This window comes from Acinetobacter sp. FDAARGOS_559 (assembly GCF_003940475.1).
GTDB lineage: Bacteria > Pseudomonadota > Gammaproteobacteria > Pseudomonadales > Moraxellaceae > Acinetobacter > Acinetobacter baumannii.
On record NZ_RKJG01000004.1, the window covers coordinates 26,271 to 43,726 of the forward strand.

Sequence of the window (17,456 nt, forward strand, 5' to 3'; positions counted from 1 at the left end):
TTTACGGCCGCAAATGAAAAATACCGGTATCAATGTGAGCTCTCATATTGGTTTTGGCGCGTCACATCAAAGGGCTATTCAGCTACTAGATGAATTACATAAAGCTTTGGTACTTGAATTTAGTTGATCTAGATAAACCTGAGCAAATTTACAGCAAAACCGTATCCGGATTTGCTGTAAATATTTTAATCACGGCGAGAATTAAAAATTTCTTCGTTATAGCTGCGCCGTAGAGCGCGTTTAAGGTGGGCATTTGAAGATAGGGTGTAGATGCACTAGTATCTAGTTTAGATAGCTTTAAACTCAAAATTATAAGCTTTTGATGAGTTCCATTTAATTTTCAAACAGGATTCCAAAATGAAAATTATGTCTTCTAAGGCCACTGTTCAAGGTGGTGCTAGTATTTTACTATTTCATTGTGTTTATAACGGTAGTGACTCGATCACACACTTTATGCAAGATATAGATCCAGAGATCTATAACGAACTACCTAATTTATATTCTGTTTGCGTAGCAGACAATTCAACCGGTAATAAAAAGATCACGGCGACTTTCTTTATTAAAACAACACGCCATCACAACGATCCAGATTTCCTAGATTCACTACTAAGCATCATGGCTTTAAGTCCGGATTTGCTGGCTCACTGGAAAGAGAAAACATCCTTAATACCAGCACAACATGTGGTTAATGGTCCACCGCTCTCAGAAAATGAATATGTTCATTTTTCTCAGAAGTTATATATGAAACACAATATTGATGGACGAGCATAATTAGCCTTATGGCATTTTCAATGCTGTGGCCAAACATGTTGGCCACTTTAATAAATTTGGGGTGACATCGATATGAACCAAAACAATACTGAAGCTGAAGTAAATCTATTTCGATTTACTTTCCACTTTATTACTCAAAATACGAATAGTTTTTTTGTTAGCGTAGAAGGGCCAGATGAGAATGAAACTCTTATAAACTTCGTCAATGATATGTACAGAGTTTTATACGCCAGCAATGTCAAACAGGATCTCGATCCAGCACATCCCAATCAAATCAAAGCCAGCGCTTTACAACGCATGACACCAAGTTTACGGACACAAGTTAATGCTATGTTGAGCGATTACACTAAACTCAAGCCTAGTATTCATAAAGCGATTAGTAAGCTCAATTCGATTGAAGATGATGAATACTTCTTTGTATTTCCCTATGAGTTTACAGAAAAGATGCAAGCACAAATGCTTTTGCAAACTTTTCTTAGAGCCAAAAATTCATTGAACAGCGATGAAGAAGTAAATCAATACATGCAAACTCACATGGAAGGATTTAATAGCTTATTTGATGATTTATTAGAGAAATACAACATTGCTGTGTTTGGTGAAACAGAACGGAGAACTGTTATAGGCCAAAAACCAACAAAAGAACACGGCGTTTGTAGGTTTTGTAAATCACCGGTTGATGAAAACACAACCTTTCGAAAAGTGGCTCATACGATTTCTGAAGCGCTGGGCAATAAATCAATCGTAACGGCAGATGAATGTGATACATGCAATGAGAGGTTCGGTCGTGATTATGAACCTCATCTCATACAGTACCTTGATATCCTACGTGTATATTATGGAACAAGAGGAAAGAAGGGCATTCCACATCTGAAGTTTAAGAATGGCCAAGTGTTCCAGCACAAGCAAGAAGGATCTGAAGAAAACTCTATTGTGATTGCTTCACAGGACATTGTAGAAACAGAAAACGGTTTAATTGTCAGCTTATCGGCCAATCAAAAAGTTAACAAACTTAAAATCTTTAAGTCATTATGCAAATACGCTATCTCAGTATTGCCGGCTAAAGAACTACCAGCTTTCGAATCGACTATTGAATGGTTATTTTCAGATCCGGAGATTGGTGAGGAAAAGCAGCAATTTCATATAGCCAAAATGTATGGCCAAAGTTATGCGGAACATCCGGAGTTAACTCTATATACACGAATCAGTGATACGGATCCGGAGTGGCCGCACGTGGTAGCAGATTTCAAGCTAGGTACATTGCATTTAATCTTCATTCTACCTTTTTCTAAAAAAGATGCTTCCACATTCAACTTAGAAACTGACTTCCAAAAATTGAGTCAGCTCTTCAGGCATTACCAAAAATTTGAAGATCAAATCATTTTTGAAAATTTATCGAACTCTGAAGAAAGAGAGTGTGAATATAAAGTAAGGTTTAGCACAGGCAAAATTAATCAGCAGTGAAAAAAAAGGAGTTCTATGAACTCCTTTTTTAATTAGTGTTTGATGGCTTATCATCATATTTAATTGCTTTAGCATTACCAGCCTGCCAAGAAATGTACTCTTGAGTATCAACCTGATAAGGATTTTCAGTTATATGAAATTTTGAATATGCAAGATATCCTTCAGCCCAAAGTTTTTTTGAATCTTCCGATAGAACCCATGTTATTTCCTTATACTTTCTTAGAATGTGCACTTCCTCTTTAGTAAATCGAGGTAACGATCTCTGAACATCTTTAAAATGACTTCTTACAAGATAAAACCCAAGTAAAACCGATAACGTTGAAATTAAAGATAAATTGTATTTATAAGATCTTGGTTCGAATCCATGTAAATGTTGCATACCAATATTTACAAGGCAGAGAAGGATAATAATCAGAAAAAAATAAGTAATGATATTATGATAAGTCCGAACTGATACTGCCCGTCTTATCAGTAACCAGTCAATCATATTCAGTTCCTTTTATTCTTAACGTTTTATTTAATAATATTAATTACGTCTAGGTTTGCAAACATTCCTTTGTTACGAATTATTCAAAATTGGAAGCTGTTAAATTCAGCTTCCAATATATATTCAATTAGCTGATTAATTAGAAGGAAAAGATAACTTTACTATTCTTTCATGTAGTGCTGGAGGAAAGAATATATTGATTTTCGAATTACTTAAGTTATCAAAATCGGTCCAACCGCTTTGTACACGTATAAAATCACAGTGCTGAAAAAGATCAGTAAAGTCGTGCAAAAAGTCACGTGATTTATACCAATCATTAATTTTTTTCTTTGTGAAGAAACTCATTGATACATCGTAAAGAATGTCGTTGTTGTTCTCATAAACACCTTTATAAAATTCATAGCCTTGCGGTTTTTCAAGCAATAGCGATATACACCAATGTGCACAAATTTTTGATAATGTATCATTAATTCTGAAGGGGCCATTATCAAAATCTAGATGTTTACTGAGATATCTTTTTGGTAGATAGAAATCGCGAAGTAAAGGAAAGGTTTGTATATGATACGCGAGAGTACATACAGCATCGATTGTTAAATTTAAATCCAAAGAGCTATCGATTTTAAGCGGCATTGTAATAATTTTTTTTCGATTAACCTCTAAGTAACTTTCTATTAATTTAGTTTTATCAAAATCACTTAGATAGCCAATTTCTTTTAAACCACTGACATCGCCAATAGTCAATCCTTTAAACGATTTAAATCCGAGGGATCGTGCTAAGATTTCTAAGCATTGAGAGTAAGTTGGTGCCTTAAAAGGTGTGTTAAGTGTATTTGAAACAACATCAAAAGAAGTATTAAGCAATTTTGCATTGCGTTTAAAAGAGTTTAAGAAGAACTTCTTTTCATTAGATATAACGATTCCTTGAAAATTGCTATTTGGTGTGAAATTAGACAAATAGACGACAAGGTTCGTTTAAATTTGTAGATATAAGATTTAAAAAGATGGCTTTTACTTTCACACAAGTAAGCTGCACCAGAAGCCGCATTTAGCAAGCCAATGTTATCATAAGGATATATGTTTTTGAAAGAATATTTCGAATCAAGAATTATTTGTAATGTTATAATTATGAAAACAGTAAAAAGATGAATTTCATGAACGTTAAAATTCTTTTAGTACTTTCTTTAGCTTTATTACCAGTTATTGTTGACGCAAAACCACAAGCGACCAAAGAACAGTTCAATAAAGGTCTGTTTGAAAGAGACATGGAAATTGCTCAAGTATTCCAAGAACTTACCAAAGAGCCTAATAATGGATTAAAGACCTGTTATGCATATTCTTTATTAAAAGAAAAACATAACTACATTGCTTCAAATACTGCAAAATTTGAACTTCAAGATGACTATTCACTACAGAAAGTCATTCTTTCAGAGAAACCATTAATAGCTCAATTTAAATCCATCATCACCAAAAACGGCATACCTTGCGATGTTAATTAATGATGATGGTATAAAAATTAATCTAAATTTCTCTTAAGTATAAGCTTGTACTTATTGTGATCTTTATCTGCATATTTTCCTAAAAAGTACAATCGTGCATTTACTTCGTTATCAGAATTAACGAGGACGAATTGTGAATTTTGATCCTTTAAAGTTATATAAGCTTCCACACATTCACGCTTTTCTAAATTATTTAAATCCAAAGGTAATTCTGATAAGATTAAACCTACTTTTAATTGATTTGCTTCAAGTATTTTAATAGCTTCTTTTCGATCAGTCTCTTCTTGAAGTTTATTAGATAATTTATTAATAATTCCTGAGATATAATCATAGATAACAATTAATAGTGTCATAAAAATGCCAAAGAAACGAGCCATTTCTCCACTTAATACGACACCTAAATATACATTTAAGAAGTACTTTAGAATATAGACTACAAATACTACAAAAACTAAAATTTTTAATGTATTTAGTCCTTCATTGAAGATGATTCGATTCAAACTATTTTTTTTCAAAATTGCTCACCATATAAACTTTCAATATCTTCCCATGTAGGCAAGTAAGTACTAGCCGGCAATAAAATCCCATTCATTGCGCTTACTATAATTCTTAGTCGAGCATTGTTGATTTCTTCCGCCAGATACTCTGCAATAATTTCATATTTCCATTTGTTGAAGTCTTCAACCTTCATTTTTATATCTGGTAAATTCCAATATTCGATCACAGCTTTTGTTAACAGCGTACCGTTATATCCTTCTCTATAAGCTAGGTCCACGTGCCACTGATAGAAGGATTTTAAAATACTTGTATGGTCATCTTTACCACACTGGCCCAAGAGGTTGCTTAGTGATTGCTTCAGTCTAGAGATTTCCATATCTAAACATTCAATGATGAAGGAATCTTTGGAAGGGAAAGCCATGTAGAAACTTTGTTTAGCAATTTTTGCTTCAGTGATAATACGCATAATGCTTATATGCTGAAAACCAAACTGATCAAATAAGTTTAGAGCTGTCGTTAAGATATGGATCCTCTTCTCATCAGATAATGTAAATGTTCTAGGCTGTGAAGCTTTATTTGTCATCAGTGATTTCTCAGGCGTGTCTATAAATTTCTATTTTGATTTCGGGCTTAACTTGACTTTGTATTTAAGCAATTGGCCATCTTCACTACGGTAGCAATGTGCTATAAGCTCTTTAGTCTCACCGTCCGTAACATAGAATATAAATTGACGAGTATTGAACTCTATATTTTCTAGAGCATTAACGGCCTTTCTGGTTGCTGGAGGTAGTTTAGATTTATTAACTCTATAATCAGCTTGGCTACTATCTACATAACAAGCTTTTAAACCATACTTCTCAACATATCCACTAAGTGATGCTGTAGCTCGCATGGCAGCACCATCACGCTTGTCAATAATCCTATTTCGAATAAAGCTATAAATAGAGCTATTAAAAAACCAAATAATCAAGAAAAAATTTAAAATATGAATTAAAATTAAATTGTCCATTTATTTAACACCTTTTCTATTTTCGACTTCAAGTAGTTCTAATTGTCCTTCATATACTGTATCAGCGTACTTATCTTGGAATGTTCCCTTACTATGAAGGAAGAAATATCCTTTAACCTTTAATGTCTTTGGATCAAAATAAATATGTGGTGAAGATGCTCTAGTTATTAAATAATCATCTTCAAAACGTAAAGGGTCTTTGATAATTACATTATCACGCATATTAGAATCTGGTGATTTACCATCAGAATTATTCACATACATTACTAAGTTATGATCAGAATTCAAGATTTCGATTAAATTCTTTGCGAAAAAAATTTCACTTTGTGGACCTTCCGATGATCGAATTTTAGGTAATATATAAAGACGGATAAAAAGAGACAGCAAACCAATCGTTATTGCAATGATATAAACGAAATACCAGTGCTCTTGAAGGAATGTAAACATTAAAGAAATCTCAAAAATTGGTTATGATACGGGTTGTGAAGACAAGCCTATGTACATTTTAAAATTAATAAAGGATAGATAAACAGTTTAATTCCTATAAATACAATATTGGAGCTGCTCAAGAATGATCTGAAATTGCTTGCTCAATAGAATCATATATCTCTTCCTCTCTTGTTAATTCATTTAACCGTAAAAGTCCTTGCATTTGAGCTAATCTCAATGGGAAATTATTGTTAATGATTTGCTCTTTTTTCCCTAATATTAACCAGCCAGCACAAACCTTTTCTGACTTCATTTCTTCAAGTAGTGCTTCCTGAAGATTGTCAATCTGGTACTTCTCTTCAAGCTCTTTTCGTGCCGTAAGATTTTGTGAGAGTCCGTTAAACGACAGTTCATCTTCTAGCAACTCTAAAGCTTCGTTTAAATTAGTCCGAGCTGTACCCACAGTTTTATGACAAGGGAATAGAGCATCATCTTTACTCATATAATTAACAATTTCCCGTACCCTTTCCGGATGTAGATAACCTCCGCTATCTTTTCTAAACGGACAATCCTTACAGGAGGCTTTTAGGGCAAATTTATTGCAAGATTGGGGGCTAGCCATACTAATAGCTCCAACAGCCTGAATTAAGCGGTACAAGCGCTTTTAACAGCATATTATTTGTTTGATCTGACAGTCTTTTCCATAATATTTGGTTTAATGAAGAAAACTTTGAACTAAACAGCTCTATGATCCGCTTGTTTTCACTTGTACGCTTAAAGAAATACACTGCATATTCATGCAAAGAATCATCTAACCGGATAAATTTAATATTGGAATTATCAAACCACTTAAAGTAGTCATCTAATTCATGGAGAGGCGTTATGTACGCTGCATAACGATCATGAAAATTAGCAAGTTGCTCACCTCTAATGACTTTATAAATAAGTCGTGCAGTCAATGGTACTGGCTGATTAAGTCTTAACGCAATGTATTGAGCTGACGCAAGATGATGTGAACCATTTTCATTGCTTAAAAATACTTTAGGCTGCCAGCCATACATATAGAAATTGTCAAATGTTGAATCTTGATTATTTACAATCTGGATCCCCCGATGAGAGAGCATTAGTCTTAACTGAGCCTGACTAATTGTCTCAATATAAGAAGGGCATTCACTTTCAACAAATTCATCTATAGATTTATACTTGAATAGGTCAGATTTAGAGTGGCCAAAACCACTTAGCTGTGAAATATCTATTGTCAATTTAGGTATATCAAAATCCTGAAAAATTGGATTAAAGCAAAGTTCCAGCTCAGTGACATCATCTGTATAGGAACAAGAGAAATAAGCAACATGGGAATAGGGGCTTTCACTCTTTATTTTGAAAGACTCAAAACTAAAAATATCAAATAGATAAATTGAGTCTCTATCGACAATATTGATTTTGTTTTCTTGATGCTTCTTCAGTTGACTATAGAGCTCGTGTTTAACTGAAAAAGGAGACAATAAGGTATCAATCATATCTTATCCTTTTTTATAGAATCCGTGCTTAATTGCAAATTTAGAATTGCTCATGATCTGTACACGTTCAATATCCACGATAATTTTTTTAAATTGCATCTTACAATTCGTATAGATAAAAAATATTGTATTCCCATCTGGAGAGACATTAAATTTTAATGGTCGTGCATAATCCGGCACAAACAGCACTTTTTTTTCCTTATCCTGTCTTGGGGTTATGTCAACTAATTTGCCTGAAGGCGAGATCCATACAGTGTGATATTGGGCCTCTACAAAATGATGTTTAGGATCTTCAGCAATCATCCAGCCGCTTACTGCTGAACCTCCTTCTTTATTACATTGAACCCAAACATTTAAATGGCATTCAATTGGAGCTGGAGTAAATTTCTTGGGTTTTATAAATTCTAAGTACTCCGCATCCTTTTCTTGCAAACACAAGTGATTCAGGATTTTTTTTACACCTTCAGTGATAGTCTTAGGCGACATTAAATTTAATCTAATTGAACTCATAGAGACATCTCACTTATTCAGGAAAAATTTGATGATCCGCTTTATATTTGTTTAACATCCAAGCAGCTTCACAAAGATCCTGACTATCCTTATAGATCGGATCCGCTTCAGCATTTTTAACCGGACTTAGATAGGCACCGTCTTTCTCAGAATGTCTATCAATATCGCGGAGATATGCATCTTTAATTTCTTCATATTGAAAGCCTTTTATGTAGCCTCCTTGACTCTTATCATCACATATATAGATGATTCGATTTATCATTCCATTAGTTTTAACTTTATTGAACTTTAAAAAAACCAAATCTTTTTTAAGTTCTTGCTGAACAACTGAAGGTAAAGGGGTGAAGATGAATGTAAAATATACGATTGCTGTAAATGGTATGACTAAAGATTTGAGTGGCTTTTTAAAATAAACGGATAGTAGGTCGGCTATAATTTTGGCAAGCAAAATACAAACTAGGACCTGAATCCACCACTCTCTATAAAATAGTTCTAAAAATACAACTAACATTAATATCTCATTTTAAAGTTATTAAACATTTACTGTTCTGATTGGTTTAATTTAAAAATTAATGCAATAGATTAATAACAAAATTGATTGTTCTACCCTTTTGTTTGATGCTCTTGTTTAAACTTATTATACATCCAAGCAGCGTCACAAATATTTTTACTTTCAGCATAGATTGGATCTTTGGTAATTTGGCTGGAGTTTAAAGGATGGGTAAAAAGTTTATTACTTTCTAAAAATGCATTAACATCAAGCTCATATGCTTCTCTGAAATCTCTATATTGATAACCTTTAATATAGCTACCCTTTAAAGCATCACTGCATGAAAGAATAATTGTATTTATCATTGCATTCGTTTGAACATTATTATTTTTTAAAAAAACTAGATCTTTCTTTAAAGCTTGTTGGGCCGGAGCTGGAATTGGACCGTATAAAAAAAGAAACCAAATAAAAGATGTCAATGGTATGGCGTAACCACTTAAATTTACTTTAACTAATATTGAGGTTAAAGAAGTGATCATCACTGCAATAAAAGCACTTGCAACAATCATTACAAACATATCTGAATAAATCGTATCAAATAAATTATTCACATTTATTTTCCTTATTTGAGGCTTTAAGCCTCAAATGTCTGAATTAGACTCTTAATTGCTGTTTCATGGTCCACACATGGATTTATATTTGCAGGCAAGAGCATGCCTTCTAACATGCTATACACCATCGAAGATGAGACAAAGGCAGTACTGCATTCTGGAACTTCCATTAAGTCTGAAACTAATTTGAACTTCCATTGTTTATGGGCTTGAATGACGGATAAAACTTCCTCACTCACCTCATTTTCATACACTGCTTTTTGAAAAAGACAGCCATTAAAATTTTGCTGATTGATATACGTGACATGCCAATTTAGCAATGCTTTTAAACGGTCGATATTTCCAGCCTCAGAAAGTAAAGACAGCTCACTTAAAATAGACTCTTCAATTGTCTTTTGCTCTTCACATAAACAAGCCTGAATCAACAAAGTCTTAGACGGAAAGTGTTTATAAAAAGTCATTTTCGCAACTTGTGACTCATTGATGATCCGATCTACACCGACAAACTTAAAGCTGTACTGCTTAAAGAGTGATAAAGCGGTATCCAAAATGGTTTTTCTTTTTGAAATAACTTTAGTCATGATTTCAATCTCCATACTCAGTACCGTGAATACTCATCACATAAGCTTCGGTGGGCTGCTTTAAATTCTTGGGCCGAGTTTAACCAGTACAAAGCAACTGCACCAGATGCAAACGAGGCTATTAAAAACAGTGTGGATAAAGAAAAGCCAAAATCAAAAGGGAAGGCGAAGCTTAAGCTTAAAACAGCACCCAATAGAAAACAGATAGCGGTTCTTAAGTGCAGCTTATATTCAAGTTCGAGAAGGCGTATTTTTATAACTATATGAACATCAAGTTGCATATGTTCTTGTGGTGAACGCATGAAGCGGCTCCTTCGACTTTTAGGTCGGAACTGTATTAAAATAATCGTAGCAAGATTTTTATTTTTTGCATATATCTAGATTTTAAAAATCTTGTTTTTTTTGGTATACTCTTTTTAGAGATATAAAATTAGACAATATAATACAGGGTTAAGTTTATGATAAATAAAGCTTTGAGTGTGATTCTAATTTCAAGCGTCTTATCTGGTTGCATGACTACAATTCAAAATTCAGCATCCGGACTCTCAAGAAAACAATTTCTCTTAATCCCGTCTCAAGACTATTACATCGAAGCAAACAAAGGTTATGTTGTTTTAATGAACAATTATAAAAATTCTGGCGCTTTGGATAGAAAACCTGAATTAACAAAAAGAGTAGTCAATATAGCCAAGAAAATTACGGCGCAAGTTCAAGACATTAAACCTGAAACGAATCAATGGACTTGGGAGCTACATGTAATTAATACCACTACAATTAATGCCTTTTGTGTAGGTCAAGGCAAAATGGCAATTTTTGAAGGTATGATCAAAACTCTTAATTTAAATGACGATGAGATTGCAGCAATCATCGGCCATGAAATTGCTCATGCACTACTTGAGCATGGCCGAGAAAAAGCTTCAAGAAATCTCGTATCGGATTTAGCGTTAGGCCAAATTGGAGGCAATGCTCAGATCTTGGCGTACTTCGGTACAAAGTTAGGATTAACATTACCGCATAGCCGAAGTCAGGAGAGTGAAGCGGATCTATTGGGATTAGAAATAGCAGCCAAAGCCGGTTTTAATCCAGATGCAGCCATTACCTTATGGAAGAAGGTTGGGGACCAACAGAAAGGGCAGAACAATAAACTCTCGCAAATGCTAAGCACTCATCCTATGCCACAAAAACGTATGGAAGACTTGGCATTGGCAGCACCTAAATTTAGACCTTTCTACCTTGCAACATTGCACAAATAAATGTACTTTGTACATCACACAGAAAACTTTATATTATTGTACAAAGTACATTTAAAACTATAATTAATATTGTTGTTCTTTGTACAATATTTTATTTATTTTAATTGATTGTACTTTGTACATGAAATATAATAATTATATTACCTTAACCGGATATAATTATGACCTCTACAACAAAAAAATTTAAGCTGCATCCCAAGTTCATCGTAAATGCCATTGAGCAGCAAGCCAACGGTTTACCTAAAGCGATAGTAGAGTTGATAATGAACTCTATTGATGCAAATGCCACGCAAATAAATATAAAATTATGGTTAAATGCCAAAAAACATCTTCAGTTTGAAATTATTGATGATGGAAAAGGTTTTACCAAAAAATCTATTGATGAATACTTTGCAATGTTTGGTGCACCTCATGAAGAGGGTGATGCTACATACGGAAAATTTCGTATTGGTCGCGGACAGGTCTTTAATTACGCTATAACCACATGGACAAGTAACAACTACCAACTCAAAGTAGATATCTATAAGCCGCTAAGAGAAAAGTCAGACGAAGAACTTGGGTTTACTATTACTAGACTCGCCAAAAAGTTCAATGGATGCAAAATATCCGGTTATATTTATACAAACATTACAGATTCGATGGGTTCTATTACTGAAATAATAGAAGAAATCCAATCAATTATTAAATATGTTCAAATTCCAGTATTCATAAATAAAAATCAAATTAATAAAAATATATCAGATTGTTTAGATTCTGAATGCAAAATCATTGAAGATGATTATGCATATTATATTCTAGATCCGAATTCTGATTCCCTTAAAGTCTATAATATAGGTGTTTGGGTTCCTTATGCCCGTTTTAAAAATGCTATTTTTAAAGGTAGTATTATTTCTAAATCTCAATTCAAGATTACATCTTCACGTAATGAAATTATTGAGGATCGTTGTGAGCTATTTAAAAACATAGAAGGGAAGATCCGAGATGTCGTAGATCCAACCTTTATTAAACTCACCACAATCAATGAGAAAAAAAATAAGAAGCTATCGAGCAAATTAGCTTTAGGTATGCTGGCTAATATTCTAAAAAATCCACTGAAAGATTGCCGGTATGATAAAGAGGCAATATTGATGATGCTAAATACTCCTCTCGACGTCTTTACCGATTATAAAGGTTATAAACAAAGCCTTATCGATATTTCAAAATCTAAAGCTATCATGATGGTAATTAGGTCAGATTACGACGTGCTCGTAGTTGAAAAAATCGAAAAGAGAACAAACTGTCTCATCTTGGAGGAAACCTATGATATTTCGCATTTGCAAGGCTATCTCCGCACACGCCTAATTCAAGAGTATATCGATAAGAATGAACAGCCGGATAATGAAAACTTATATGATTATGATTATATGCTTATGAAGCTGTTATCTGAGTTTAAAGATATAGTTGTAGCCTATACCAACTATGAAATGTTCACAGACATACCTCCAGTAACCCTTTTAAATTATAAGGATGAAAAGGAAAAGATATCTTTTGATCGAAAAATAATTGACCAAAAAGATCTAAATAACGAGCAAACCGGCTTTCTTGAATTTCTAAAAAAATTGAATACTAGATTTTGTGATGCCTATCCAGATTTTATAAATGATTGTTATGGTAAGCGAGAGATTTTTCTAGGCAAATCAGAGCTAGATAATGCATGGACCAACATGACATCGAATATTGTCTTCGATATAAGGACAATCAGCTTTTACCAGCAGAATTCATATTTAAGATTACTATTAATTTTAATCCATGAGTATGCACATCTTCTCGACGATGAAGAAGGCCATAATTTTGAATTCTATGAACGATTCCATGATTTTGTTATTCGCAATGACTTTATTCCACTTCTGGAGAGCCTAAGTTCATCTAATAACACCATACATAGTAATTCGAGCTCAACCGCTCCGGATGAAACTGAATTAAAACTTTTAGCAATGATCGATCAACCAACGCCTCAAAATGCGCGAGAACTCTATAACATACTGCATGACTTAAATTATTCATTCAAAGCAGTTGAGGAAGGGAAAAAGAATAAAGAGTTATTCGGATTAAGCTATGACACCTTTAATGCTTGGCTGGCTGATCCTAAGTCTACACGCTACAGAAATCCAAAGCTGCAAACTTGGCAAAGTTTCATTTATGAAACTATAGCTAAGAAAAGAGGTTTTAATGATTTCAATGCAATGGTACTCAGTAATGTTTTTAATTGTGAAACCAAGACTGAAGAGAACACCTAAATGAATCTAAAACATGATGATAAAATTATTCTAGTTTTCTTTGGTACAAATGATATTAACCTTTTAATTCCCAAAAAAAGAGGAAAGGGCTATTTAAAGCAACCAATAGGCCATTTTAACTGTCCACTTTCAACCCTAAGTAGAGATATTGGATATGACTTTTTTGGTCTTGATGGGTTCCTAAAGGTTCAAACCGGATACATAAATGATAAAGAAGAATTCACTCATCAGGTGGTTATACCTATTAGTGAATTCTATGGTTATAAGTGGCGAGAAGTCGATACAAACACGTTTTTTGATATTCTTAGAACAAATCTTAAATCAAACAGATAATTAAATTTTAAGGTATAAAAAAGGCTCATTTAATGAGCCTTTACTTATATTACTTCTTTCTTTTTTTCTCAATGTATTTACCATATGCAACCGTTACTTCGTTGTTTAATTTACTAAACTTATATTTATAAATCATATAATTAAGTGCAAAAAATATCAAACAAGCCAGCATAATAATAAATAAGGGTTTATTAATCAGTATATTTAGTGGAAGGGTGAGATTAAAAGCAACGAAGTAGAATATAATAAAATCAGCAACTATTAATGCACAAAAAGCGGTTATGCAAATAATTGTGTGCTGTCTTCTTACTACTGGCAAATGATCTTTTTCACCTTCATCATCATTTGAGTCTATTAAGATTTCCATAGATTTCTTAAAAGAAATTTGCTCAGCAATATTTCTTAATGAGGTGAATAAAATTGTAAAAAACAATATTGCAGCCCAACAATATGAATTAAATATTTTTGTTGGTGAGGTATCATTTAAACTTAAAGTAAGTGCTGAAATTATGATCATAATCATAAATATGAAAAAAGAAAGCACACCAAGTCTAGAAAATACTTTCTCGTATTTATCCCACTTCTTCGCTTTCTCGTATTCAGCCAATATTTTAGATTCAGAATTATACATTTTTTCTCTGCTTATAAAGTTTAATCTTTTGAAACGCCGCCAACAATTGTGACAGGAATTAATAAAAAATCATAACGCTCATAACGACCTTTCTTACCATACCAGTAAAGGTGCCAATGTGATTTTCTTAAATGTGGCTCTCTACCAGACACTTTTCCTTCAGCTTTGGCCACTTCAATTTCTTCGTATAATTTAGTTAATTTCCTTGCTGTTTCAGATCCAATTTTAAAAGTCTTATATTTACCAGCTTCAAATAAACGTTTTTCCTTCTTTACCTCAACAAATTGCACCGGCTTATTGGTGGCATCTGGAGTTAGAGGAGTCACTTCAGGTTTTGATTGACTAAACCATAAAACAAGATTGATTAATTTTTTCTGTATTTTAAGTCTTTCTTTCAGATCTGAAGCCATTGTTTCTGGATCATAGTCTTGTTGAAATTGGTCCACAAAATTTGTGAGGCTTGCTTCAATATCTTGGTCCTCATTCAACATAATAGCAATTGTGCGTGGCATACCATCATCAAGGTACATTGTTGAAACTAAAAGGCGGTCGCCACAAAGCTCAGTTACACAGAATAGAACACCCACAACCTGTCTATTTTCGAATGTAAGACCCTTAGCATTATCAGTCTGAATGTATACACACAAATCGGGAAGGTTCAAAATATGGTTCGGTATAACCCCATTAAAGCCGGTCTTAATTAACTCATTAATTACTATGTCTTCGAACCGGTATATATTTTTTGTGAGCATCCAATTTCCTAGAGTTACAAGCTCTCCAGTGGTCACAGGCAGACGATCAAGCAATTCCTTTGGAATATGCTCACCAACCTTTATATTTGCCGCCCATGCTGGAACAGTAGCTTTAACTCCGAAATGCCCCATGACATTTTTTAAAGCTTTTTCATATACACCACTAACCATATTATTTTTGAATGTTGGTGGAAGTGGGTGAGGATCCGCGCTCCCATGTATACGTTCATGATCAGCATCTAGCGCGGCATAAATCCAATCATCCCAAGTTATCAGTAGATCAATTTGTTCTTTCTTATCTTTACGTCTTTTTAAGTTTTCAATCGCTCTCTTTTCAATTTTCTTTACCAATTGCGGCAAATTAATTTTCATGTGATTTAAGCGCGTTGTAACCACTTTTAAAGGGATCTGGAACTCAGAATTAAGGCTGGCCATAAATAATACAAAATACTTTAAATTAAAAAAGAGACACTATAATTATAGTGTCTCTCGTATTGATATTAAAAGGATAAACGAAAATTACTGAAAGCTGCGGCCAAAGTCATTTTCTGATTTCTTTTCCTTTTCTGCATCTAATTTTTTCGTATTATTGAGAGCCGGATGCAAGTCAGCTAAAAACTCCATCACTTCATCCGCATTTTTTGATTCATAGAAACGAACCATTTTTTGACGGAAGTCAATTGCCTTATCAGCCGGTATGCTAATAGCATCTAAACCAGCACTCATCAATACTCCATTCATCATAAGGTGAGCTGTTCTTTTCTCACCTTCAAATGTGAATTGGTTGAGGCTTCCATAAAGGAATGTAGCAATACCTTTTTCTAGTGGGTTCTTGAGTGAGTTGATATGATCAAACCCTTCTTGCATGAATTTATTTAACGCTGGAGCATCTTCTTCAGTTTTCATCGGTCGATGGGTTCTAAAGTGTCTAATTCCTACATCCGGAGTAAATGATTGTTCAACTCCTTCGCCACGTAGAACACCAGCTTCAATCGATTCACGATCTGCAACAATTCCATTGACTTTTAAATATGTAGATTTATTTAATGCAAAATTTCCATTACGAACCATATTTACCAGTTCATTTGACGCATCAATTAAATTTAATACTTGTCGCTGGTCCTTAACACTGTGTCCACCTACAGTGGTGCCATTTATTAAAGATGCTACATCATCAAGCTTATGTGAATTACCAGCTACCGCAGCAGAGTTCGCTACATGTTCAACAAAATTCTTTCGATAATTAGCAACAACTGTTTCTCGATGTTGAGGTTGAATATCATTAGCCAGCAGTCTAGCGTTATACTCGAATCCAAGTTTCTCTTTAGTATTTGACATAGTTAAATCTTCATTAGTATTTGAAATTTTGGTTGCTTGATCCAATCCAAGATAATCAGTGAGCTGCTTCTCATAAGCTTTAATGGCCCAATCCGGAACATTGTTGTCAATCGCAGTAATTTTCCCGTACTCTAATTTAAATACTTGCTGATGAGGCCTATCTCTCACGCTGTTATCAAGTACAAAAGTCAAATCTGCATATTGAGTAGCTTCAGCAACTAAGGGTAGTACACGCTCATATCTAGCTTTTACCTTATCCTCATCAACATCATGACCACCTTTACGAACTCGATCTTTAATACGATCAAGTGCGATATCTGAGTTTTCTAAATGGATGTGATACAGGACTACGTAAAATCCCTTACTCTTAGCTTCCTTGATGAGATCAACTTTAGAAGGATGCGAAAAAACTGTTTCAGCAATAAAAGAACGTCCTTCATCTAAATGTTTTTGACGTTCAGCTTCAGCCCATTTCTGAGCTTCGCGTGCATGGGTAGGATTGGTATTATCAAAATGACCAAAGTGTTGTAATTGCCAAACATCAGCATTAATAAAATTTATATCAAGATTTAAACTATTAAATTTTGGAATTATCACATTGTCTATCAGAGTGGATTTACCAGCTCCATTACCACCAGCAACTATCACTGCATACTTGGTGTCTAGTTCATTTTTTTGTGTCATTTAATTTATATCCAAACTCCTAGAACGTTCTTCAGTATTTGCGTTCTCATCTTGAGCATCTAAGGCATCTAGAAGTTCACGATCTTTACGTAAACGCTCACGCAACTGATCATAGACAGGATGAGTATCAGGACATTTATTTGCTTCAAACATTTGATAACCAAGATCTTCAAGCACTGCTTTAAGAGAAATCTTGTTCGAATGATCAACAGAAAATTTGCTATTCATAAGCACCACCATAAGGACAGGTCTTGCGATAGCTATATTTTACCACTTATTTTGTATAAACGTATATAATATCATTACAGTTTGTTAATAGGATTTAT

The 17,456-nt window shown here is 33.7% G+C and carries 23 protein-coding genes; 6 read left to right on the top strand and 17 right to left on the bottom strand.

What is annotated here, in order from left to right:
* Nucleotides 1-357: 357 nt before the first annotated feature.
* The gene (locus EGS71_RS00710; protein WP_000700025.1) at nucleotides 358-771 is read left to right on the top strand and encodes a hypothetical protein; all 414 of its coding nucleotides are present in this window, start codon (nucleotides 358-360) and stop codon (nucleotides 769-771) included.
* A 72-nt stretch (nucleotides 772-843) separates the two neighbouring features.
* Nucleotides 844-2,232: an HNH endonuclease gene (locus tag EGS71_RS00715; RefSeq protein ID WP_001075210.1), complete on the top strand. Its 1,389-nt coding sequence runs from the start codon at nucleotides 844-846 to the stop codon at nucleotides 2,230-2,232.
* Nucleotides 2,233-2,260: 28 nt separating this feature from the next.
* On the opposite strand, the gene EGS71_RS00720 is transcribed toward EGS71_RS00715, so the two are convergent.
* The gene (locus tag EGS71_RS00720) at nucleotides 2,261-2,719 is read right to left on the bottom strand and encodes a hypothetical protein (RefSeq protein WP_000568115.1); all 459 of its coding nucleotides are present in this window, start codon (nucleotides 2,717-2,719) and stop codon (nucleotides 2,261-2,263) included.
* A gap of 135 nt (nucleotides 2,720-2,854) precedes the next feature.
* The gene (locus EGS71_RS00725) at nucleotides 2,855-3,673 is read right to left on the bottom strand and encodes a hypothetical protein (RefSeq protein ID WP_000064550.1); all 819 of its coding nucleotides are present in this window, start codon (nucleotides 3,671-3,673) and stop codon (nucleotides 2,855-2,857) included.
* Between the two features lie 197 nt (nucleotides 3,674-3,870).
* Here EGS71_RS00725 and EGS71_RS00730 point away from each other — a divergent pair, with 197 nt between their 5' ends.
* Complete coding sequence (locus EGS71_RS00730; RefSeq protein WP_001101148.1) at nucleotides 3,871-4,215, top strand: hypothetical protein; 345 nt, start codon at nucleotides 3,871-3,873, stop codon at nucleotides 4,213-4,215.
* Between the two features lie 17 nt (nucleotides 4,216-4,232).
* On the opposite strand, the gene EGS71_RS00735 is transcribed toward EGS71_RS00730, so the two are convergent.
* The 11 genes from EGS71_RS00735 to EGS71_RS00785 all read right to left on the bottom strand — a co-directional run bounded on the left by EGS71_RS00735 (nucleotide 4,233) and on the right by EGS71_RS00785 (nucleotide 10,165).
* The gene (locus EGS71_RS00735; RefSeq protein ID WP_000742270.1) at nucleotides 4,233-4,730 is read right to left on the bottom strand and encodes a hypothetical protein; all 498 of its coding nucleotides are present in this window, start codon (nucleotides 4,728-4,730) and stop codon (nucleotides 4,233-4,235) included.
* Nucleotides 4,727-5,296, bottom strand: a complete 570-nt coding sequence (locus EGS71_RS00740; protein WP_000182207.1) for a TetR/AcrR family transcriptional regulator — start codon at nucleotides 5,294-5,296, stop codon at nucleotides 4,727-4,729. The genes EGS71_RS00735 and EGS71_RS00740 overlap by 4 nt, the downstream gene beginning before the upstream one ends.
* 30 nt (nucleotides 5,297-5,326) lie before the next feature.
* Complete coding sequence (locus tag EGS71_RS00745) at nucleotides 5,327-5,722, bottom strand: hypothetical protein (RefSeq protein WP_000369329.1); 396 nt, start codon at nucleotides 5,720-5,722, stop codon at nucleotides 5,327-5,329.
* Nucleotides 5,723-6,169 (bottom strand): hypothetical protein, encoded by a 447-nt coding sequence (locus EGS71_RS00750; RefSeq protein ID WP_000493808.1) that lies wholly within the window; start codon nucleotides 6,167-6,169, stop codon nucleotides 5,723-5,725.
* A gap of 118 nt (nucleotides 6,170-6,287) precedes the next feature.
* Nucleotides 6,288-6,773, bottom strand: a complete 486-nt coding sequence (locus tag EGS71_RS00755) for a hypothetical protein (protein ID WP_000168103.1) — start codon at nucleotides 6,771-6,773, stop codon at nucleotides 6,288-6,290.
* A 1-nt stretch (nucleotide 6,774) separates the two neighbouring features.
* Nucleotides 6,775-7,671 carry a DUF6685 family protein gene (locus EGS71_RS00760; RefSeq protein WP_000567443.1) on the bottom strand — a complete coding sequence of 299 codons (897 nt, stop codon included), beginning with the start codon at nucleotides 7,669-7,671 and terminating at the stop codon, nucleotides 6,775-6,777.
* Between the two features lie 3 nt (nucleotides 7,672-7,674).
* Nucleotides 7,675-8,181 (bottom strand): hypothetical protein, encoded by a 507-nt coding sequence (locus EGS71_RS00765; RefSeq protein WP_002015155.1) that lies wholly within the window; start codon nucleotides 8,179-8,181, stop codon nucleotides 7,675-7,677.
* A gap of 13 nt (nucleotides 8,182-8,194) precedes the next feature.
* On the bottom strand, nucleotides 8,195-8,692 hold the full coding sequence (locus EGS71_RS00770; RefSeq protein WP_000961970.1) for a hypothetical protein: 498 nt from the start codon (nucleotides 8,690-8,692) through the stop codon (nucleotides 8,195-8,197).
* Nucleotides 8,693-8,784: 92 nt separating this feature from the next.
* Nucleotides 8,785-9,282 (bottom strand): hypothetical protein, encoded by a 498-nt coding sequence (locus EGS71_RS00775; RefSeq protein WP_001061021.1) that lies wholly within the window; start codon nucleotides 9,280-9,282, stop codon nucleotides 8,785-8,787.
* A gap of 23 nt (nucleotides 9,283-9,305) precedes the next feature.
* The gene (locus EGS71_RS00780) at nucleotides 9,306-9,863 is read right to left on the bottom strand and encodes a TetR/AcrR family transcriptional regulator (protein WP_000169856.1); all 558 of its coding nucleotides are present in this window, start codon (nucleotides 9,861-9,863) and stop codon (nucleotides 9,306-9,308) included.
* A 17-nt stretch (nucleotides 9,864-9,880) separates the two neighbouring features.
* A complete protein-coding gene (locus EGS71_RS00785; protein WP_001257461.1) occupies nucleotides 9,881-10,165 on the bottom strand; it encodes a hypothetical protein in 285 nt (94 codons plus the stop codon).
* A 210-nt stretch (nucleotides 10,166-10,375) separates the two neighbouring features.
* Between EGS71_RS00785 and EGS71_RS00790 the strand changes: the two genes are divergently transcribed.
* The 3 genes from EGS71_RS00790 to EGS71_RS00800 all read left to right on the top strand — a co-directional run bounded on the left by EGS71_RS00790 (nucleotide 10,376) and on the right by EGS71_RS00800 (nucleotide 13,725).
* Nucleotides 10,376-11,116, top strand: coding sequence for a M48 family metallopeptidase (locus tag EGS71_RS00790; RefSeq protein WP_223235674.1), 741 nt, complete (start codon nucleotides 10,376-10,378; stop codon nucleotides 11,114-11,116).
* A 161-nt stretch (nucleotides 11,117-11,277) separates the two neighbouring features.
* Nucleotides 11,278-13,392 (top strand): ATP-binding protein, encoded by a 2,115-nt coding sequence (locus EGS71_RS00795; protein WP_000204893.1) that lies wholly within the window; start codon nucleotides 11,278-11,280, stop codon nucleotides 13,390-13,392.
* Complete coding sequence (locus EGS71_RS00800) at nucleotides 13,393-13,725, top strand: hypothetical protein (RefSeq protein WP_001049486.1); 333 nt, start codon at nucleotides 13,393-13,395, stop codon at nucleotides 13,723-13,725.
* Nucleotides 13,726-13,774: 49 nt separating this feature from the next.
* Here the strand turns inward: EGS71_RS00800 and EGS71_RS00805 are convergent, their stop codons facing one another.
* The 4 genes from EGS71_RS00805 to EGS71_RS00820 form a co-directional block, all read right to left on the bottom strand.
* On the bottom strand, nucleotides 13,775-14,356 hold the full coding sequence (locus EGS71_RS00805; protein WP_000282778.1) for a hypothetical protein: 582 nt from the start codon (nucleotides 14,354-14,356) through the stop codon (nucleotides 13,775-13,777).
* 20 nt (nucleotides 14,357-14,376) lie between these two features.
* A complete protein-coding gene (locus tag EGS71_RS00810) occupies nucleotides 14,377-15,543 on the bottom strand; it encodes a hypothetical protein (protein ID WP_000157683.1) in 1,167 nt (388 codons plus the stop codon).
* Between the two features lie 84 nt (nucleotides 15,544-15,627).
* Nucleotides 15,628-17,130 (bottom strand): zeta toxin family protein, encoded by a 1,503-nt coding sequence (locus tag EGS71_RS00815; RefSeq protein ID WP_000192314.1) that lies wholly within the window; start codon nucleotides 17,128-17,130, stop codon nucleotides 15,628-15,630.
* Nucleotides 17,131-17,358: a hypothetical protein gene (locus EGS71_RS00820; RefSeq protein ID WP_001085037.1), complete on the bottom strand. Its 228-nt coding sequence runs from the start codon at nucleotides 17,356-17,358 to the stop codon at nucleotides 17,131-17,133.
* Nucleotides 17,359-17,456 lie beyond the last annotated feature (98 nt).